12 protein-coding genes are annotated in these 16545 nt (G+C 72.6%); 7 read left to right on the top strand and 5 right to left on the bottom strand.

Features of this window, described 5'->3' with window-relative positions:
• Positions 1–52: 52 nt before the first annotated feature.
• Both H284_RS0103255 and H284_RS0103250 read left to right on the top strand, forming a co-directional pair.
• On the top strand, positions 53–925 hold the full coding sequence (locus tag H284_RS0103255) for a PHP domain-containing protein (protein WP_020075136.1): 873 nt from the start codon (positions 53–55) through the stop codon (positions 923–925).
• Positions 926–988: 63 nt separating this feature from the next.
• Positions 989–2116, top strand: a complete 1128-nt coding sequence (locus H284_RS0103250) for an aggregation-promoting factor C-terminal-like domain-containing protein (RefSeq protein WP_018190473.1) — start codon at positions 989–991, stop codon at positions 2114–2116.
• Positions 2117–2213: 97 nt separating this feature from the next.
• Here the strand turns inward: H284_RS0103250 and H284_RS0103245 are convergent, their stop codons facing one another.
• Entirely contained in the window at positions 2214–3689 is a 1476-nt protein-coding gene (locus tag H284_RS0103245; protein WP_018190474.1) for a DEAD/DEAH box helicase, read from the bottom strand.
• Between the two features lie 125 nt (positions 3690–3814).
• Between H284_RS0103245 and H284_RS0103240 the strand changes: the two genes are divergently transcribed.
• Complete coding sequence (locus H284_RS0103240; protein ID WP_020075135.1) at positions 3815–4531, top strand: ferritin-like fold-containing protein; 717 nt, start codon at positions 3815–3817, stop codon at positions 4529–4531.
• A 67-nt stretch (positions 4532–4598) separates the two neighbouring features.
• On the opposite strand, the gene H284_RS0103235 is transcribed toward H284_RS0103240, so the two are convergent.
• Both H284_RS0103235 and H284_RS0103230 read right to left on the bottom strand, forming a co-directional pair.
• Positions 4599–4901 carry a hypothetical protein gene (locus H284_RS0103235; protein WP_020075134.1) on the bottom strand — a complete coding sequence of 101 codons (303 nt, stop codon included), beginning with the start codon at positions 4899–4901 and terminating at the stop codon, positions 4599–4601.
• 10 nt (positions 4902–4911) lie between these two features.
• Entirely contained in the window at positions 4912–5136 is a 225-nt protein-coding gene (locus H284_RS0103230; protein WP_018190477.1) for a DUF3107 domain-containing protein, read from the bottom strand.
• 107 nt (positions 5137–5243) lie between these two features.
• Here H284_RS0103230 and H284_RS0103225 point away from each other — a divergent pair, with 107 nt between their 5' ends.
• A complete protein-coding gene (locus tag H284_RS0103225) occupies positions 5244–8432 on the top strand; it encodes an ATP-dependent helicase (RefSeq protein WP_029042800.1) in 3189 nt (1062 codons plus the stop codon).
• A complete protein-coding gene (locus H284_RS0103220; RefSeq protein WP_020075132.1) occupies positions 8429–11791 on the top strand; it encodes an ATP-dependent helicase in 3363 nt (1120 codons plus the stop codon). Before H284_RS0103225 ends, H284_RS0103220 begins: the two co-directional genes overlap by 4 nt.
• Here the strand turns inward: H284_RS0103220 and H284_RS0103215 are convergent.
• A complete protein-coding gene (locus tag H284_RS0103215) occupies positions 11722–12801 on the bottom strand; it encodes a phosphotransferase (RefSeq protein ID WP_020075131.1) in 1080 nt (359 codons plus the stop codon). The genes H284_RS0103220 and H284_RS0103215 overlap by 70 nt on opposite strands.
• Before the next feature lie 60 nt (positions 12802–12861).
• Between H284_RS0103215 and nudC the strand changes: the two genes are divergently transcribed.
• Positions 12862–13881, top strand: a complete 1020-nt coding sequence (gene nudC / locus H284_RS0103210; protein ID WP_020075130.1) for an NAD(+) diphosphatase — start codon at positions 12862–12864, stop codon at positions 13879–13881.
• Positions 13878–15641 carry an ATP-dependent helicase gene (locus H284_RS0103205; protein ID WP_020075129.1) on the top strand — a complete coding sequence of 588 codons (1764 nt, stop codon included), beginning with the start codon at positions 13878–13880 and terminating at the stop codon, positions 15639–15641. Before nudC ends, H284_RS0103205 begins: the two co-directional genes overlap by 4 nt.
• Here H284_RS0103205 and H284_RS0103200 read toward each other — a convergent pair.
• The gene (locus H284_RS0103200; RefSeq protein WP_020075128.1) at positions 15586–16467 is read right to left on the bottom strand and encodes a hypothetical protein; all 882 of its coding nucleotides are present in this window, start codon (positions 16465–16467) and stop codon (positions 15586–15588) included. The genes H284_RS0103205 and H284_RS0103200 overlap by 56 nt on opposite strands.
• Positions 16468–16545: the final 78 nt, after the last annotated feature.

Raw genomic sequence — 16545 nt, 5'->3', positions numbered from 1 at the left:
CCCGCTGGCCGCCATGCGCCCGGCCGGTCAGCGCCCTCCTAGGATGGTCACCATGGCTGATGCGCGGCGGTTCCGAGGTCCCGTCGACCTGCACACGCACTCCAGCGTGTCCGACGGGACGGAGACCCCGGCCGAGCTCATCCGCGCCGCTGCCGACGCAGGGCTGGGCACCGTCGCGCTCACCGATCACGACTCCACGGCCGGGTGGGCGGACGCCGCAGCCGAGGCCGCACGCGTCGGCATCACGGTCATCCCGGGGATGGAGCTGTCGACCCGCATCGAGTTCGCCAGCGTCCACATGCTCGGCTACCTCTTCGATCCGACGAACGAAGCGCTCGTCGCCGAGACCCGCCGCATCCGCGACGGCCGGATGCGGCGAGCCGAGGACATGGTGCGGCGCATCTCCGAGGATTACGACATCACGTGGGACGACGTCCTCGCGCAGGCGACGGAGGGCGCGACCGTCGGGCGCCCGCACATCGCTGACGCGCTCGTCGCGCGCGGGCTCGCCTCGGACCGCAGCGCCGCGTTCGCCGGGATCCTGCACTGGCGGAGCGGCTACTTCCAGCCGCACTACGCCCCGGAGCCGCTGACCGGCGTCCGCCTCATCCGCGGGGCGGGCGGTCTGCCGGTGCTGGCGCATCCCGCGACCGGCGGCCGGGGCCGCGTGATCCCGGAGGACCGGCTGCGGCGCCTGGTCGACGCCGGGCTCTTCGGACTGGAGCTCGACCACCGCGAGAACACGGCGGACGGTGTCGAGCGGCTGCGGGAGCTCGCGGCCCGATACGGCCTCCGCATCACCGGATCGAGCGACTACCACGGCGCGGGCAAGCCCAACCGGCTGGGGGAGAACACCACCGATCCGGCCGTGGTCGACGCGATGATCGAAGAAGCGACAGGCGCGGCGCCCTTCTACGCTCCGTGACCACCAGCACGTAGCCTGGACCCCGGACATGACGTCGGGGCGAGAAGGATGCGAGGTGCGCGAGTGAGACGGTTCTGGCGAGGATCGGCGGCCGCTGCCGCCCTGACGGCCGTCCTCGTCGTCGTTGCGGGCGTCACGCCCGCGAACGCCGACAGCTACCCGTCGTGGGACGACGTGCAGGCCGCGAAGAACAACGCGAGCGCGGCCCAGGCCGAGGTCGACCGGATCAACGGTCTGCTGACGGGTCTGCAGACCGCCGCGAACGCAGCGGGCGACCTCGCCGTCAAGCGGCTGGGGGAGTACGGAACCGCCGAGGCCGCCCTGCAGACCGCGACCGCCAAGGCGCAGGGTCTGGCCGAGAAGGCGCAAGAGGCATCGGCCCAGGCGGATGCGCTCAAGGCACAGAGCGGCAAGCTCGCCGAGCAGCTCACCCGCGCGGGCACCTCATCCGTGTCGCTCCGGTTGTTCCTCAGCCCGAACGCGACGCGCTCCGACTCCCTGCTGTACCAGCTCGGCGCGGTGTCGAAGCTCGCCGACCAGGCAAGCTCGCTGTACGCCAGGGCGAACGCCCAGAAGAACCTCGCCGCGTCGCTCAGCGAGCAGGCGACCAGCGCCCAGAAGGTGCGCGACCAGCTCGCGGTGGATGCGAAGAAGGCCCTCGACGTCGCGACCGCGGCGAAGCAGGCGGCCGACGCCCAGCTCGCCGACCAGAAGAAGCACGCCGACACGCTGTACGCCCAGCTGGCGACCCTGAAGAACACCGAGGCGTCTGTCGAGAAGTCGTACGCCGAGGGGCAGGCGGCGGCCGCGGCTGCCGCGGCCGCCGCCAACCCGGGCGGCGGGTCCGACGGGTTCGCCCCGCCTCCCGGCATGGTGGTCGACCCGGCGGGCGCCCAGGCGTACGCGGCGAGCCGCCTCCCGGCCTTCGGCTGGGGCGGCGAGCAGATGAGCTGCCTGATCAAGCTGTGGAACCATGAGTCCGACTGGCGGGCGGACGCCTACAACACGTCGAGTGGCGCGTACGGCATCCCGCAGGCCTGGCCCGCCAGCAAGATGGCGTCGGCCGGCCCGGACTGGCTGACCAACCAGAACACGCAGGTCAACTGGGGCCTCGACTACATCAACCGCGCCTACGGCTCGCCATGCGCCGCGTGGACCTTCGAGATGAGCCACGACCCCAACTGGTACTGAGCGCGTCCTCCGTCCCACGCAAACAGCTCCTGAGTTTTTCGCTCCGATCCTGACGAATCGGGCGAAAAACTCAGGAGCTGTTCGCGTGGGAGGTGGGTCAGCTGGCGGGGGTGGTGGCGGAGCCGCCGCGCGAGCGACGACGGCGACGACGCGGAGCGCTGTTGCCGTCGCGGTGCTGCGATCCGCCGCCGTCGTGCGTGCCGGCGGCCGGGACCTTGGCCTCGCCGCCCTCCGATGCGGATCCCTCAGGAGCCGTCGAGCCCTGCGATGCGCCCTGACCGGAGCCGCGCGTGCGGCGACGGCGGCTGCTGCTCGAACGCTCCCCGCTCTCCGGGCCGGTGGAGTCGGTGTGGCCGCCGCGCGGCGACTCGGTCGCCTTGACGGCCGGGGTGGGCTTGAGCCGGCCCTTGACGCCCTGCGGGATGTCGAGGTCGGTGTAGAGGTGCGGCGACGACGAGTAGGTCTCCGTCGGCTCCGGCTGACCGAACTCGAGCGCCTTGTTGATGAGGGCCCACTTGTGCAGGTCCTCCCAGTCGACGAACGTCACGGCGATGCCGGTCTTGCCCGCGCGGCCGGTGCGGCCGGCGCGGTGCAGGTAGGTCTTCTCGTCGTCCGGGATGGTGTGGTTGATGACGTGCGTCACGTCGTCCACGTCGATGCCGCGAGCGGCGACGTCGGTGGCGATGAGGATGTCCTTCTTACCCGCCTTGAACGCGGCCATGGCGCGCTCGCGCTGCTCCTGGTTGAGGTCGCCGTGCACGGCGGCGGCGTTGAAGCCGCGGTCGTTGAGCTCCTCGACCAGCTTGGCGGCCGCTCGCTTGGTGCGGGTGAAGATCACGGTCTTGCCGCGGCCCTCGGCCTGCAGGATGCGGGCGATGACCTCGTCCTTGTCGAGCGAGTGCGCCCGGTAGATCAGGTGCTTGATGTTCGCCTGGATCTGGCCCTCGTCGGGGTCGGTCGCGCGGATGTGGACCGGTCGGGTCATGAACCGGCGCGCCAGCGCGACGATCGGGCCCGGCATGGTCGCCGAGAAGAGCATGGTGTGGCGCGTGGCCGGCGTCTGCGCGAACAGCTTCTCGATGTCGGCGAGGAAGCCGAGGTCGAGCATCTTGTCGGCCTCGTCGAGCACCATCTCCTGGACGCTGCCGAGGTTCAGCAGGCGCTGACCGGCGAGGTCGAGGAGGCGCCCAGGGGTGCCGACGACGATCTGCGCGCCGCCCTTCAGCTGGGCGATCTGGCCTTCGTAGGCCTTGCCGCCGTAGATGCTGGCGATGGAGGTCGGGCGTCCGGCGGCGGCCGTCTCGAGGTCTTCGTAGACCTGGATGGCCAGCTCGCGGGTGGGCACGACGACGAGTGCCTTCACGCCGGGCTCGGGGTTCGGGCCGAGGCGCTGGATCAGGGGGAGGCCGAAGCCGAGGGTCTTGCCGGTTCCCGTCTTCGCCTGGCCGATGATGTCCTGGCCGGTGAGCGCGAGGGGGATGGTCTGCGTCTGGATGGGGAACGGCTCGATGATGCCCTTGGCGGCGAGCTGATCCACCATGTCCTGGTCGATGTTGAGTTCTGAGAAAGTCACTGGTGAATTGCCTGTCGATTCGATTGGAGTGTCCACGCCCTGTTTCTCTGTCGCAGGCGTAGGGCCGTCGATCCTGCGCCGACGGCGTCTCCAGCCTACTGGACGGTCCCGATACACTGCTGAGCGTGTCGACTTGGTTCACCCGGCGACGGCCTTCCGTCGAGCTCCCGCGCCTGACCCCGCGGGCGCGCACGCTCCCGACCGTCCGCGTGGACCTGCACGAGGTGATGCCGGATCTGCTGCCGTATCTCGGCCAGTCGGCGTACCTCCAGCTGGAGCAGTTCGAGACGCTGTCGCGCGTCGCGGCCGAGGCGGAGGACCTTCACGCGAAGGGTCTCATCTCGGCGGCCGCCGGTCACGCCCTGTCGAAGCATCAGGGGATAGTGGCCGAGATCCGGCGCCGAGGGGACGACCCGGCGGACGCCATGAAGCCGTTCGCGGATGAGATCGAGGGCTTCAGCGCGCTCATCGTCGGCGCGGACTGGCGCGAGACGCTGCTCTCCGCCCTCGTGACGGGCGGCCTGCTCGACGACTTCTTCATCCGCCTCGCCGCCGGCCTTCCTGGCGACGTCGGACCGCGCCTCGCGCACCTGCTCGGCTCGGAGTCCGGCCAGGAGGGCGTGCTGGAGGTGCTGCGCGCGCAGATCGCGGGCGATCCGCTGCTCGCGTCTCGGCTCGCGATGTGGGGCAGGAGGCTGGTCGGCGACACGCTGCTCGTCGCGCGCTCCGCGCTCCACCTCTCGGGTAACAGGATCGCCGACGATGCGCGCATCGAGCCGATCTTCACGGAGCTGATCGCGGCGCACACGCGCCGGATGGACGCGCTCGGGCTGACCGCCTAGCCCGCGGCATTCGTGCCGAATGTGCGCTCAGCGTGGGCGATAACGCACATTCGGCAGGAATGTGCGCTCAGCGGGCGACGGCGCCCTTCGCCAGCGCGTGCAGCATGCGGTCGTCGTTCGTGGAGCGGACGCGTCCGATCAGCAGGTCGGCGACCGCGACGATGAGCGCGGTGCCGAGGAGCGTGATCCACCAGATCCAGCCGCCGTCCCACTTCAGACCGGCCCAGGTGAGCGCCACCCAGAGCACGGCCGACGAGACGACGCCGACGGCCGGGATGAGCACGGAGCCGTGCGTGTGACGGTTCGGCAGCAGATAGCGTCCGGCCAGGCCGATGATGGCCCCTCCGAGGACGACGAAGAGCAGTTCCACGAGTGGGAGGCTAGCCGACGAAGCCGATGCGGCGCGACTCCTCGGTTCCGATCTCGACGTACGCGATACCGGCGGTCGGGACGACGTAGAGCCGGCCCTTGTCGTCGGTCAGCTGCAGGACACCGGTGCCGCTGGCGAGAGCGGTCTGCACCTGCCCGGCGAGCTCTTCGGCCGACTGCGACGACTCGAAGTTGAGCTCGCGGGGGGCGTTGACGATTCCGATGCGGATCTCCACTGAGGTGCCTTTCGAGTCTGACCGGCGGGTGTGAGTTCAGACTACGGCACGCGGCTCGCGGCCCCCGCTCGCGTTCTCTGTCGGCGGACGCCGATACCGTGAAGGACATGATCGCTCGAGGCTTCCGGATGCACGCCGCCGGCACCCTCGCATCCGCTCCCACAGCGGGCGGCCCGGCGCTCGACGGCTCGCAGTCGGAGGTGCTCCTGCTGCCGGACGGCACCTGCGCCGCCGTGCTCGGAGCGCCCGGCACGGGCAAGACCACGACGCTGGTGGAGGCCCTGGCCGAGCGCGTGCTCGACCGCGGCTACCGGCCGGACGAGGTGCTGGCGCTGAGCGCCTCGCGCACCGCGGCCACGGCGCTCCGCGACCGCATCGCCCTGCGCCTCGGCGTTCCCACGCAGGGGCCTCTGGCGCGCACGGCGACATCGCTCGCGTTCCAGCTCGTCGGCGAGCGGGCGCGACGCATCGGAGCAGAGCCCCCGCGCCTCCTCACCGGAGGCGAGCAGGACCAGATCATCGCCGAGCTGATCAGCGGCCACCTGGAGGACGGAACCGGTCCGGTCTGGCCAGAGCCGCTCGTCGAGGAGGTGCGGACGCTGCGCGGATTCCGCACCGAGCTGCGCGAGCTGATGGCCCGCTGCGCCGAGCGCGGCGTCACCCCCTCCCGGCTGTCCGAGCTCGGCGCGATCACCGGCCACGACGAGTGGCGCGCCGCCGCCCGCTTCATCGCCGAGTACCAGCTCGTGGTCGACAGCTACCGCGGCGGCTTCGTCGATTCGGCCGAGCTCATCGCGTCGGCGGTCACGGTCATCGCCGAGGGCAGCTCGCTCGACGGCCTGCGCGCCGTCTTCGTGGACGACCTGCAGGAGGCGACGGTCGCGACGCTGGCGCTGCTGCGGGCGCTGGCGGCGCGCGGCGTCGCGGTCGTCGCATTCGGCGACCCGGATGTCGCATCCACCACCTTCCGCGGGGCCCAGACCACGGCCCTGGGGCAGCTCGAGGGTCGCCTCGGCGTGCCGGTGACCCGCTTCGTGCTGACCACGGCGCACCGCCAGACGCCCGCGCTGCGCGAGCTGACCGCCCGGGTGACCGAACGCATCGGCACGGCCGCAGCCGGCGTCCAGCGGCTGGCCGCGGCCGGGCGCCCGGAACCGGAGCAGCCGGATGCGGCGCAGGTGGATGCTGACGATGTGGATGCGGCCGAGCGCCGCCCCGAGATCGTGCGGCTCGTCGCGGTGTCCGCCCCCGCCGAGGCGTCGCGGCTGGCGCGCAAGCTGCGCGAACGTCACCTGCTCGACGGCGTCCCCTGGAGCTCGATGGCCGTCGTGGTCCGTTCGGGCGCCCATGTGCCCGCCCTCTCGCGCGCCCTCGCGGTCGCGGAGGTCCCGACGACGACGAGCATCGCCGGGCGTCCGCTGCGCGACGATTTCGCCGCCCGCCAGCTGATCACGATCGCCGGCGTGCAGCTGGGGGCGATCGAGCTGACGCCCGTGGTCGCCACCGAACTGCTGCTCGGGCCGTTCGGCGGGCTCGACAGCGTCAGCCTGCGACGGCTGCGCCTCGCCCTCCGCCAGGAGGAGCTCGCGGGCGACGGCAACCGCCCGGGCGATGAGCTGCTCGTGGAGGCGCTGCAGCATCCCGCGCACCTGGCCACCATCGACGCGAGCCCGGCCCGCCGGGCGGCGCGCCTGGCCGAGACGCTGCGATCCGGCCGCGAGAAGGCGGAGGACGGCGCCTCGATCGAGGAGCTGCTCTGGCACGTCTGGGAGCGCAGCGGCCTCGCCGCCCGCTGGCTGGAGCACTCGGAGCGGACGGGCATCGTCGCCGACGAGGCGAACCGGCACCTCGACGGCGTCGTCGCGCTGTTCACCGCCGCCCGCCGCTTCGTCGAGCGCTACCCGGAGCGTCCGGCCTCCGACTTCGTCGTCGAACTCCTCGGCGCGGAGGTCCCGGAGGACACCCTGGCCGCCCGCACGGCCGGCGATGCCGTGCTGGTCTGCACCCCGAGCGCCACCATCGGGCGCGAGTTCGAGGTCGTCGTCGTCGCCGGGCTCCAGGAGAGCGTCTGGCCCAACCTGCGCCTGCGCGGTTCGCTGCTGCACCCGCAGGAGCTCGCGGACGCGGTGGAGGGCCGCACCACCGAGACCGAGGACGAGCGGGCGGAGGTGCTCGGCGACGAGCTCCGGATGTTCGCGCTGGCGGTCTCGCGCGCCCGCGGCCAGGTGATCCTCACGGCCACGGCGAACGATGACGAGCAGCCCTCCCCGTTCCTGCGCCTCGCGGCCGACCTGGCCGTCGACGACGCCGACGACGGCACCCATCCGCTCTCCCTCCGTGGCATGGTCGGCCGGTTGCGTCGCCGCCTCGCCACGACGGGCGCACCCGATGCGGCCGAAGCGCTCGCCCGGCTGGCGGACGCGGACGTGGAGGGCGCCGATCCCGCCACCTGGTACGGCCTGCTGGAGCCGTCGACGACCGAGCCGCTGGTCGACCTCGACGACCCGGAGGCCGTGGTCCGGGTTTCTCCGTCGCGGCTGGAGACGTTCGAGAAGTCGCCGCTGGCGTGGTTCGTGGACACGATGGCCGCCTCGCCGAGCGGTCTCGCCGCGGGCATCGGCACCGTCGTGCACGCCGTCATGGAGGAGGCGAGCACGAGCGACGACCGCGACCTCAGCGTCGAGCGGCTGTGGCAGGGCATCGAGCGCCGGTGGGGCGAGCTCGCGTTCGAGTCGCCGTGGCTGGAGGAGAAGGAGCGGCGGCGCACCCGGACCCTCACGGCCGGGGTCTCGGAGTACCTCCGCGACTTCGAGCGCGCCGGCGGTGTGCTGCTCGGCTCCGAGGGCGCCTTCGAGCTGCGCCTCGGCCGGGCGCTCGTGCGCGGGACGATCGACCGGGTGGAGCGCACACCGGACGGCACGGTCGTCATCGTCGACCTCAAGACGGGCAACCGCACGCCCTCGGCGGCGGAAGCGGCCGAGCACGCGCAGCTGGGCGCCTATCAGCTCGCCCTGGAGCACGGGGCCGTGGAGCAGGCCGCCGACCTGCCATCCGGCGGGGCGAAGCTGCTCTTCGTCGCCAAGGGCGTCCGCGGGAAGGGCTACCGCGAGGTCGCTCAGGACCGCGTCGACGACGAAGGGCTCGACCGGCTGCGAGAGCGCGTCGCGCGAGCGGCCGACGGCATGGCGGGCGCGACCTTCGCCGGGGTCGTCGACCTGGGCGAACGCGACCCGCACGGGAAGTACGAGTACCGCATCCACCTGGTGCCTGCGGTGAGCGCGGGAGGAGGAGCATGACGGACGAAGCGACGCACGTCGACGACGAGAGCCTCCTGGAGTGGGCGACGGAGCAGGCGGAGCTCGACCTGGTCGAGCAGGCCTTCTCGCTGGCCGAGACGGAGGAGGAGCGGCCGCGCCCGTCGCGCGCGCTGAGCGCGGCGGACATCGCCGAGGCGCTCCGGCTGCCCATCCCGACCGCCCAGCAGCAGGCGGTCATCGAGGCGCCGCTCCGACCGGCGATCGTGGTCGCGGGAGCCGGCAGCGGCAAAACCGAGACGATGGCGAACCGGGTGGTCTGGCTGCTCGCGAACGGCCACGTTCGGGTTCCCGAGATCCTCGGCCTGACGTTCACCCGCAAGGCGGCGGGCGAGCTGGCAGGCCGCATCCGCACCCGGATCGAGCAGCTGGTCGCGTCCGGCGTTACCGAGGTGGAGTTCGACCCGTTCGACGCCCCGGCGGTCGCCACCTACAACTCGTTCGCGAACGCGATCTTCCGCGAGAACGCGTTGCTGATCGGCCGCGAGCCGGAGTCGGCGGTGCTCAGCGAGGCGTCGGCGTGGCAGCTCGCCCGCCGTCTCGTCGTGACCAGTACCGACGACCGCCTGGTCGAGCTCGACCGGGGCGTCGAGGCGGTCACGACCGCGGTCGTGACGCTGAGCCGGGCGCTCAGCGAGAACGTCGCCGACCCGGACGACGTCGAGCGGATGGTGGAGCAGTTCGGGCGCATCGCCGAGCTGCCGACGGGCAACGGGCGCGTGAAGGAGCTCTACGCCTCCGTGCGCTCGGCCGTCGACGCGGTCGGGTCGCTTCCTCCGCTGCTCGATCTCGCCCGCGCCTTCGCCGACGAGAAGCGCCGTCGCGGATTCGTCGAGTACTCCGACCAGGTGGCCCTCGCGCTGGATGTGAGCGAGCGCCTCCCCGCGGTGGTCGCCGACTACCGCCGGCGCTACCGCGTCGTGCTGCTCGACGAGTATCAGGACACCTCGGTCGTGCAGACCCGCCTGCTCTCGACGCTGTTCGCCGGGCAGCCGGTGATGGCGGTCGGCGATCCGCACCAGTCCATCTACGGCTGGCGCGGCGCCAGCGCGGCCAACCTCGGCCGGTTCTCCGCCGACTTCACCGGTCAGCGCGCTGGAGCGGAGGGCGGAGCGGCCGAATACGCGCTGAGCACCAGCTGGCGCAACCCGACGCGCGTCCTGGATGCGGCGAACGCGCTCGTGGAGCCGCTGACGGCTGCCTCGCCGGTGCACGTCGAGCGCCTGCAGCCGCGCCCCGGCGCTGTCGCGGGGGAGCTGACGGCGGTGTTCGAGCAGACGGTCGCCGACGAGGCCGAGACGGCGGCGCGCTGGCTCGGCGCACGGCTCGGCGAGCGCGACGACGACGGCGTCCCGCCGAGTGCTGCGATGCTCTGCCGGTCGCTGAAGAAGATCGACGTGTTCACGTCCGCCCTCGCCCGCCACGGCATCCCGTATCACGTGCTCGGGCTGGGCGGCCTGCTGGAGCAGCCCGTCATCGCCGACCTCGTCAGCGCTCTGCGGGTGATGCACGACCCGACCGCCGGCTCCGAGCTGATCCGGTTGCTCACAGGCGCGAAGTGGCGCGTCGGGCCGAAGGACATCGCCGCGCTGCGCGATGTCGCGTCGTGGCTCGCCGAGCGCGACCACCGGTACCAGCGGCTCGATCCCGAACTGCGCGACCGGCTGCGGCGATCGGTCGCGGGGGAGGAGTCGGCATCCCTGGTGGATGCGCTCGACTTCGTCGTCGAGGCACCGGACGACCACGGACGGTTGGCGGGATTCAGCCCGGAGGGGCTGGCGCGGATGCGCGACGCCGGCCGACGGCTCGACCACCTGCGGTCACGGGTCGGGCTCGACCTGCTCGACCTCGTCACGCTGGTGCAGCAGGAGCTTCTGCTCGACATCGAGGTCGCGGCGAACGAGACCGCGCAGCTCGGTCAGGCGAGCCTCGACGCGTTCGCGGAGCAGGTCGCCTCGTACCTCGCGGCGGACGACCAGGCGACCCTCGGCTCCTTCCTGTCGTGGCTCGCGGAGGCGGAGCAGCGCGACAACCTGGCCCCGCGCAGCGAAGAGCCGGAGCCGGGCACCGTGCAGATCCTCACCATCCACGGCGCGAAGGGCCTGGAGTGGGATGTCGTGGCCGTCCCGCGCCTCGTCGAGGGGGAGCTCCCCGGGCCGCCGCAGAGCCGCAAGGGCTGGCTGGCCTTCGGGCAGCTGCCGAACGAGTTCCGCGGAGACTCTGCCGAGCTTCCGGTGATCGCCTGGCGCACCGCCGAGACCCAGAAGGACGTCAACGACTCGATCGCGGCGTTCGAGGAGGACAACCTCGCCCGGCACCTCGACGAGCAGCGCCGGCTGATCTACGTCGCCGTCACCCGGGCCCGGCAGCGGCTGCTGCTGTCCGGTTCGTACTGGTCGACCCAGACCAAGCCGCGCGGCCCCGGCTCGTACCTGCTGGAACTGCAGGAGGCGGGTCTGCTGCCGCCGGACGCGTTCCCGGACTGCGACGAGCCGGAGGAGAACCCCCTAGCGCTGACCGCATCCACCGTGACCTGGCCGCTTGAGCCGCTCGGCGCCCGCCGCACGCGCGTCGAGGCGGCGGCCGAGGCGGTCCGCCGCGCACGGGAGCGCGGGGCTGGCGACGGCGGTGTCTACGCGCGCGACCTCGATCTGCTGCTGGCCGAACGCGCCCGACGCGCAGAGGAGGCCGGTCTCGTCGAGCTGCCCGCGCGCATCCCGGCCTCGCGGTTCAAGGACTACGTGACCGACCCGGCATCGGTGGCGGCGACCCTGCGCCGGCCGATGCCCGAGCGCCCGTACCGCCAGACGAGGCTGGGGACCCTGTTCCACCGCTGGGTGGAGGAGCGCTTCGGCACGGTCGCGGGCGCGACCGACGTGCTCGACGCCCACGTCGCCGAACTGGACGACCTCGCGGGCGATGTGCTCGAGGCTGAGCGCTTCGAGGAGCTCCGTGCCACCTTCGAGCGCAGCCAGTGGGCCGGGCGGCGTCCGGAGGAGGTGGAGCTGGAGATCCACATCACCCTCGCCGGGCAGGTGGTCGTCTGCAAGCTCGACGCCGTCTACCGGGCGGAGGACGGCGTCCACGACTACCAGATCGTCGACTGGAAGACCGGCAAGGCGCCGCGGGACGCGGACGACCTGGAGCGCAAGCAGCTGCAGCTCGCGCTCTACCGCCTGGCGTTCGCGCGCTACGCAGGGATCGACCCGGAGCGGATCGACGCGGTCTTCTACTTCGTGGCCGACGACGCCGTCGTGCGGCCGGAGCGCCTCTACGCGGAGGAGGAGCTGACGTCGCTCTGGTCGTCGGCGACCGGCTTCATCCCGCCCGAGCGCCCGTAGCCTCCGGCGTCCGTGCGGTCTCCCGGAGTCCGGTCGAGCATGGCCTCCACATCGCCGACGGCCATGATCGGGCCGGTCGCCGTCGAGAGCGGGTTCATCGAGTTGCTGCGGACGCGGTCCACCAGGCCGTCGAGCATCTCGACCGCGTCATCCACGATCGTCTGGTCGCGCACCTCGCGGCCGTGGAGCAGCCACCGGGCCACCTCGAGCTCGGCGTACAGCATGGCGCGCTGGCTGAACTGGCGGTCGGTGGCGACCTGCCGCGTGGAGGCGTAGGCGCCCAGGGCGCCGTCGGTCGCCTCCGGGTTCATGGCGAGCAGCCAGTGCAGGTCGCGCGCCGGGTCGCCGACGCGGAGCGCCGACCAGCCGAGCACGGCCGTGACGACATCGTCCTCGACGAGGAAAGAGTCCGAGGTGAGGGAGCCGTTGATGACGGTCGGCTGGAACTGCCAGATCGAGTGGTCGGCCGCCGCATCCCGCCACCGGTCGCGCAGCGCGACGGGCAGGAGACCGGTGGATGCGGCCGATTCGATGACCGAGTTCGCCGCCGTGAGGCACTCGGCCGACGACATCACCGGCAGGCCGGCCTCGCCGACGAAGGCGGTGGGGAGCGCGTGGATGGCCGCGATGGCGTGTCCGATCGACCCGGCCAGGCCATCGCCCGGCGGCACGTCCTCCACCGCGATGTGCTCGCCGGGGAGGAAGTCGTAGACGACGGCGCGCGTTCCCGCGACCGGCGCCTGGCCGAGGTAGCGGGGCACCTCGAACGGGAGACGGCTGCGGATGCCGGTGGTGAGTGCGCGCAGCGCGACCAGGTCGGCGCTCTGCTCGGTCTCCGCGATCTGGTTCGTCGGCACGCGCACGATGACGGTGGAGCCGTCCCTCGTCGACAGCAGCGCCGAGTCGAACTCGCCTGCGCCGCTCCTGGTGTAGCTGCGGGCGCCGGAGACGTCGAGGTCGGGAACGGCCGAGGTGGCCAGCGCGGCTAGAGTGAAGTGGGATCTGGCCATGCACCTAGGCTAATTGGACCTCCCTGCGACGGCCGTCCGCCACGCCCCGAAAGGACCTCGATGTCGTCCGCCCCGACTCCCGCCCTTCCCCTCGCCGCTCTTCCGCTCTCGCGGCACGCGACCGATCGCGACCATGCGGCGCGATCGCGGCCTGCCCTGTTCGACGAGCTCTGGGAGGAGCCGACCACGCGCGTGCTCGCGCTGTGGAAGGGACGGGCGCTGCTGACCGCGGAGAGCGTCGCGGCCGCGACCCCCGCAGCCGACGGCTGGTCGGCCCCGGATGCCGGACCGGCCGAGCTGGAGCTGCTTTCGGTGGACCGGGTCACCTCCGCGCTGATCCGCGTGTACCTCGGCCGCACCACGGTCGCCTCGGCGACCGAGCCCGCGGGCACCGCCGTGGTGCTGCAGGTGCTGACCGACGCCGCCGCGCAGGAGCTGGAGCCGGATGAGGCGCGCTGGGGCAACCTGCGTACGGTCGCCACCGCGCTGAGCGACCGCGACGCGGGCCTCTTCACCGAGGCGCTCGCGATGGCGAACTGGCACGCGACGCACACGCACTGCCCCCGCTGCGGATCGCCGACGGTGGTCGAGCAGGCGGGCTGGGTGCGGCGCTGCCTCGAGGACGGCTCCGAGGTGTTCCCGCGAACGGACCCCGCGGTCATCGTGACGGTGCTGGATGCGGACGACCGGCTCCTGCTCGGCTCCAACGCGATGTGGGAGAACTCCCGCTATTCTCTGCTCGCCGGTTTCGTCGAGCCGGGAGAGTCGTTCGAGGCGGCGGTGGAGCGCGAGATGTTCGAGGAGGCGGGCATCCGCGTCGTCGACGCCCGCTACAAGGGCTCGCAGCCGTGGCCGTTCCCGGCATCGGTGATGGTCGGCATGACGGCGCGACTGGCCGACGATCAGGCCGCGAGCGCGCTCGATCCGGACGGCGAGGAGATCCTCGACGTGCGCTGGTTCACCCGCGACGAGCTGTGGGCGGCGCGCGAGCAGATCATCCTCCCGGGCCGCTCCTCCATCGCGCGCGCCCTGATCGAGGACTGGTACGGCGGCCCGCTCGACGAGCCGCCGGCGCCGTGAGCACCGCGCTCTCCGGCCCGGACGCCCTGCTGGCCGGGCTGGACGCGCAGCAGCGGGTCGCGGCGGAGGCGCTGTTCGGCCCGGTGTGCATCCTCGCCGGTGCAGGCACGGGCAAGACGCGCGCGATCACGCACCGCATCGCGTACGGCGTCGCCTCCGGCGCCTATGCGCCCGGGCGTGTGATGGCGCTGACGTTCACCGCGCGCGCCGCTGCCGAGCTGCGTGGGCGGCTCCGTCAGCTGGGCGCCGGGGGAGTGTCGGCGCGGACCTTCCACTCCGCCGCTCTCGCGCAGCTGAACTACTTCTGGCCGCAGGTCGTCGGCGGGCAGCTGCCCTCCGTGCTCGACGGCAAGGGCCGCATCCTGGGGCATGCCGCCGAGCGGCTCAAGGTGAAAGTGGACACGGCCACCCTGCGCGACGTCGCCGCAGAGATCGAGTGGCGCAAGGTCTCTGGCCTGAGCATCGAGCAGTACACGGCCGCCGACCGGCCGACCCCCGGCTCGCTGACCGCGACGCAGGTCGCCGACCTGCTGCAGTCGTACGAGGACCTCAAGGACGAACGCAAGCAGATCGACTTCGAGGATGTGCTGCTCGCCTGCGCCGGGATGATCGAGTCCGAGCCGGCGGTCGCCCTGCAGGTGCGCGAGCAGTACCGCTTCTTCGTCGTGGACGAGTATCAGGACGTCTCGCCGCTCCAGCACCAGCTGCTCAGCCTGTGGCTGGGCACCCGCCGCGACCTGTGCGTCGTCGGCGACGCCAGCCAGACGATCTACTCCTTCGCCGGAGCCCGCAGCGAGTACCTGCTCGGGTTCGAGCACGAGCATCCCGGCGCGACCGTGGTGCGACTGGAGCAGAACTACCGCTCGACGCCGGCCGTGATCGACACGGCGAACCGGCTGATGCGCGGACGGTCCGGCGCGCTGACCCTGCGCCCGGCCGAGATCGCCGGTGGGACACCGCACGGTGACCCCGTCACCGAGCCCGCGACCTTCGAGGACGATCGGGCCGAGGCCCGCGCCGTCGCCGGACGCATCGCCGCCGAGCTGGCCGCGGGCGCACGGCCGGAGCACATCGCGGTGCTGTACCGCGTCAACGTCCAGGCCGCGGCACTCGAGCAGGCGCTCGGCGACCTCGGGATCAGCTACCAGATCCGCGGTTCGAAGCGCTTCTTCGACCTGCCGGAGGTGCGCCAGGCCGTCATGTCGCTACGGGCGGCCAGCCTCGCGGCCACCGAGGACCCGTTGTTCAAGTCGGTCAGCGACGTGCTGCGCTCGCTGGGATGGTCGGTGCAGCCGCCCGAGGCCCGCGGCGCCGTCCGCGAGCGCTGGGAGTCGCTGAACGCCATCATGGGCCTGGTGGACGAGCAGCCTCCCGGTCAGACGCTCCGCGGCTTCACCGACGAACTGCTCGCCCGGCAGGCCGGTCAGCACGAGCCGACGATGTCGGCGGTGACCCTCGCGACCCTCCACGCGGCCAAGGGACTGGAATGGCCCTCGGTCTACCTGATCGGCCTCAGCGAGGGACTCGTCCCGATCAGCTATGCGAGCACCTTCGAGCAGATCGACGAAGAGCGCCGCCTGCTGTACGTCGGCATCACCCGCGCACGCCGCAGCCTCCACCTCAGCTGGGCGGCACGCGGCAACCAGCCCGGCAGGCCGCAACTCCGGCAGCCGTCCCGCTTCCTGGCGGAGCTGCGGCCGACGGTCACGGCGGAAGGCCGAGGCACCCGCACTCCGGGTGCGGCTCCCAGGCAGCGCTGACCCAGTCGGCGCCGCCCCATCGCGCGTCGCTCCCGTCCGCGCTGCCCTTGTCCGTCCGGTCGCGGACCAGCCGCCAACTCACCCCGACCGGGGGCGGAAGTGCCGGCCGTCCGCGGGCAGCGCCGACGCCCGCGAGCACCAGCGCGGCGGCGCGGGCGGCGACGATGGTGGACGTGATCGCGTCCTCACCCGGCGGTGGCAGCGTGTGCAGCTGGGTGGCCATCACCGGCCATGCCGGATCGGCGGTCGTGCGGTGAAGGTCGACGCACCGGAGGCAGGGCGCCGCTCCGGGTCGCACCCACGGCCCGACCGTGACCCCGGCATCCCCGAACACGACCGCAAGGTGAGGGATGTCGCGCCGCAGCCAGCGGGCGGAGCGCTGCGGCTCGATCGCGTACGAGCCGACGATGACCGCCGCCTCTGCCCGGTCGAGCGCCGGGTCGTCCCACGCGAGTCCGCCGCGAACCTCCGCGCCGGCATCGGTTAGCATCACGGCGAGCTGCGACGCCGTCGGTCCCGCCGCGTCGAGCACGACGAGCGGCGGCCGGCCGGGCGGTCGCTCGTCCTGGCCCTCCGATCCGTCATCGCGCGTCAAAACGGGCGCGACGCGCTTCAGCAGCGCCGCGGCCGCGCCCGGCGGCGCGCCGGCCCGCTCCGCGAGCAGCTGCAGTCCCTCGCGGGTCACGCCGCACGCCAGCGCGGCGAGCATCCGCTCGTCGGCCGCGCTGACGTCGTCGAGCACGAGCAGCGGTTGCTCCACACCGAACTGCAGGCAGTCCGGAGTGCGCCAGACACGTTGGATGCGGGGGTCGAGTGCGAGGGCCATCCCCGCATCCTGCCGGACGCCGGGGCCCGGTCAGCGGTTGTCCACAGCCGCTGACCACGCACCCCGGTCATCCACAGG

It is taken from the genome of Cryocola sp. 340MFSha3.1 (assembly GCF_000383315.1).
In the GTDB taxonomy this organism is placed as follows: domain Bacteria; phylum Actinomycetota; class Actinomycetes; order Actinomycetales; family Microbacteriaceae; genus Leifsonia.
This window is presented reverse-complemented; position numbering and strand designations above follow the sequence as displayed.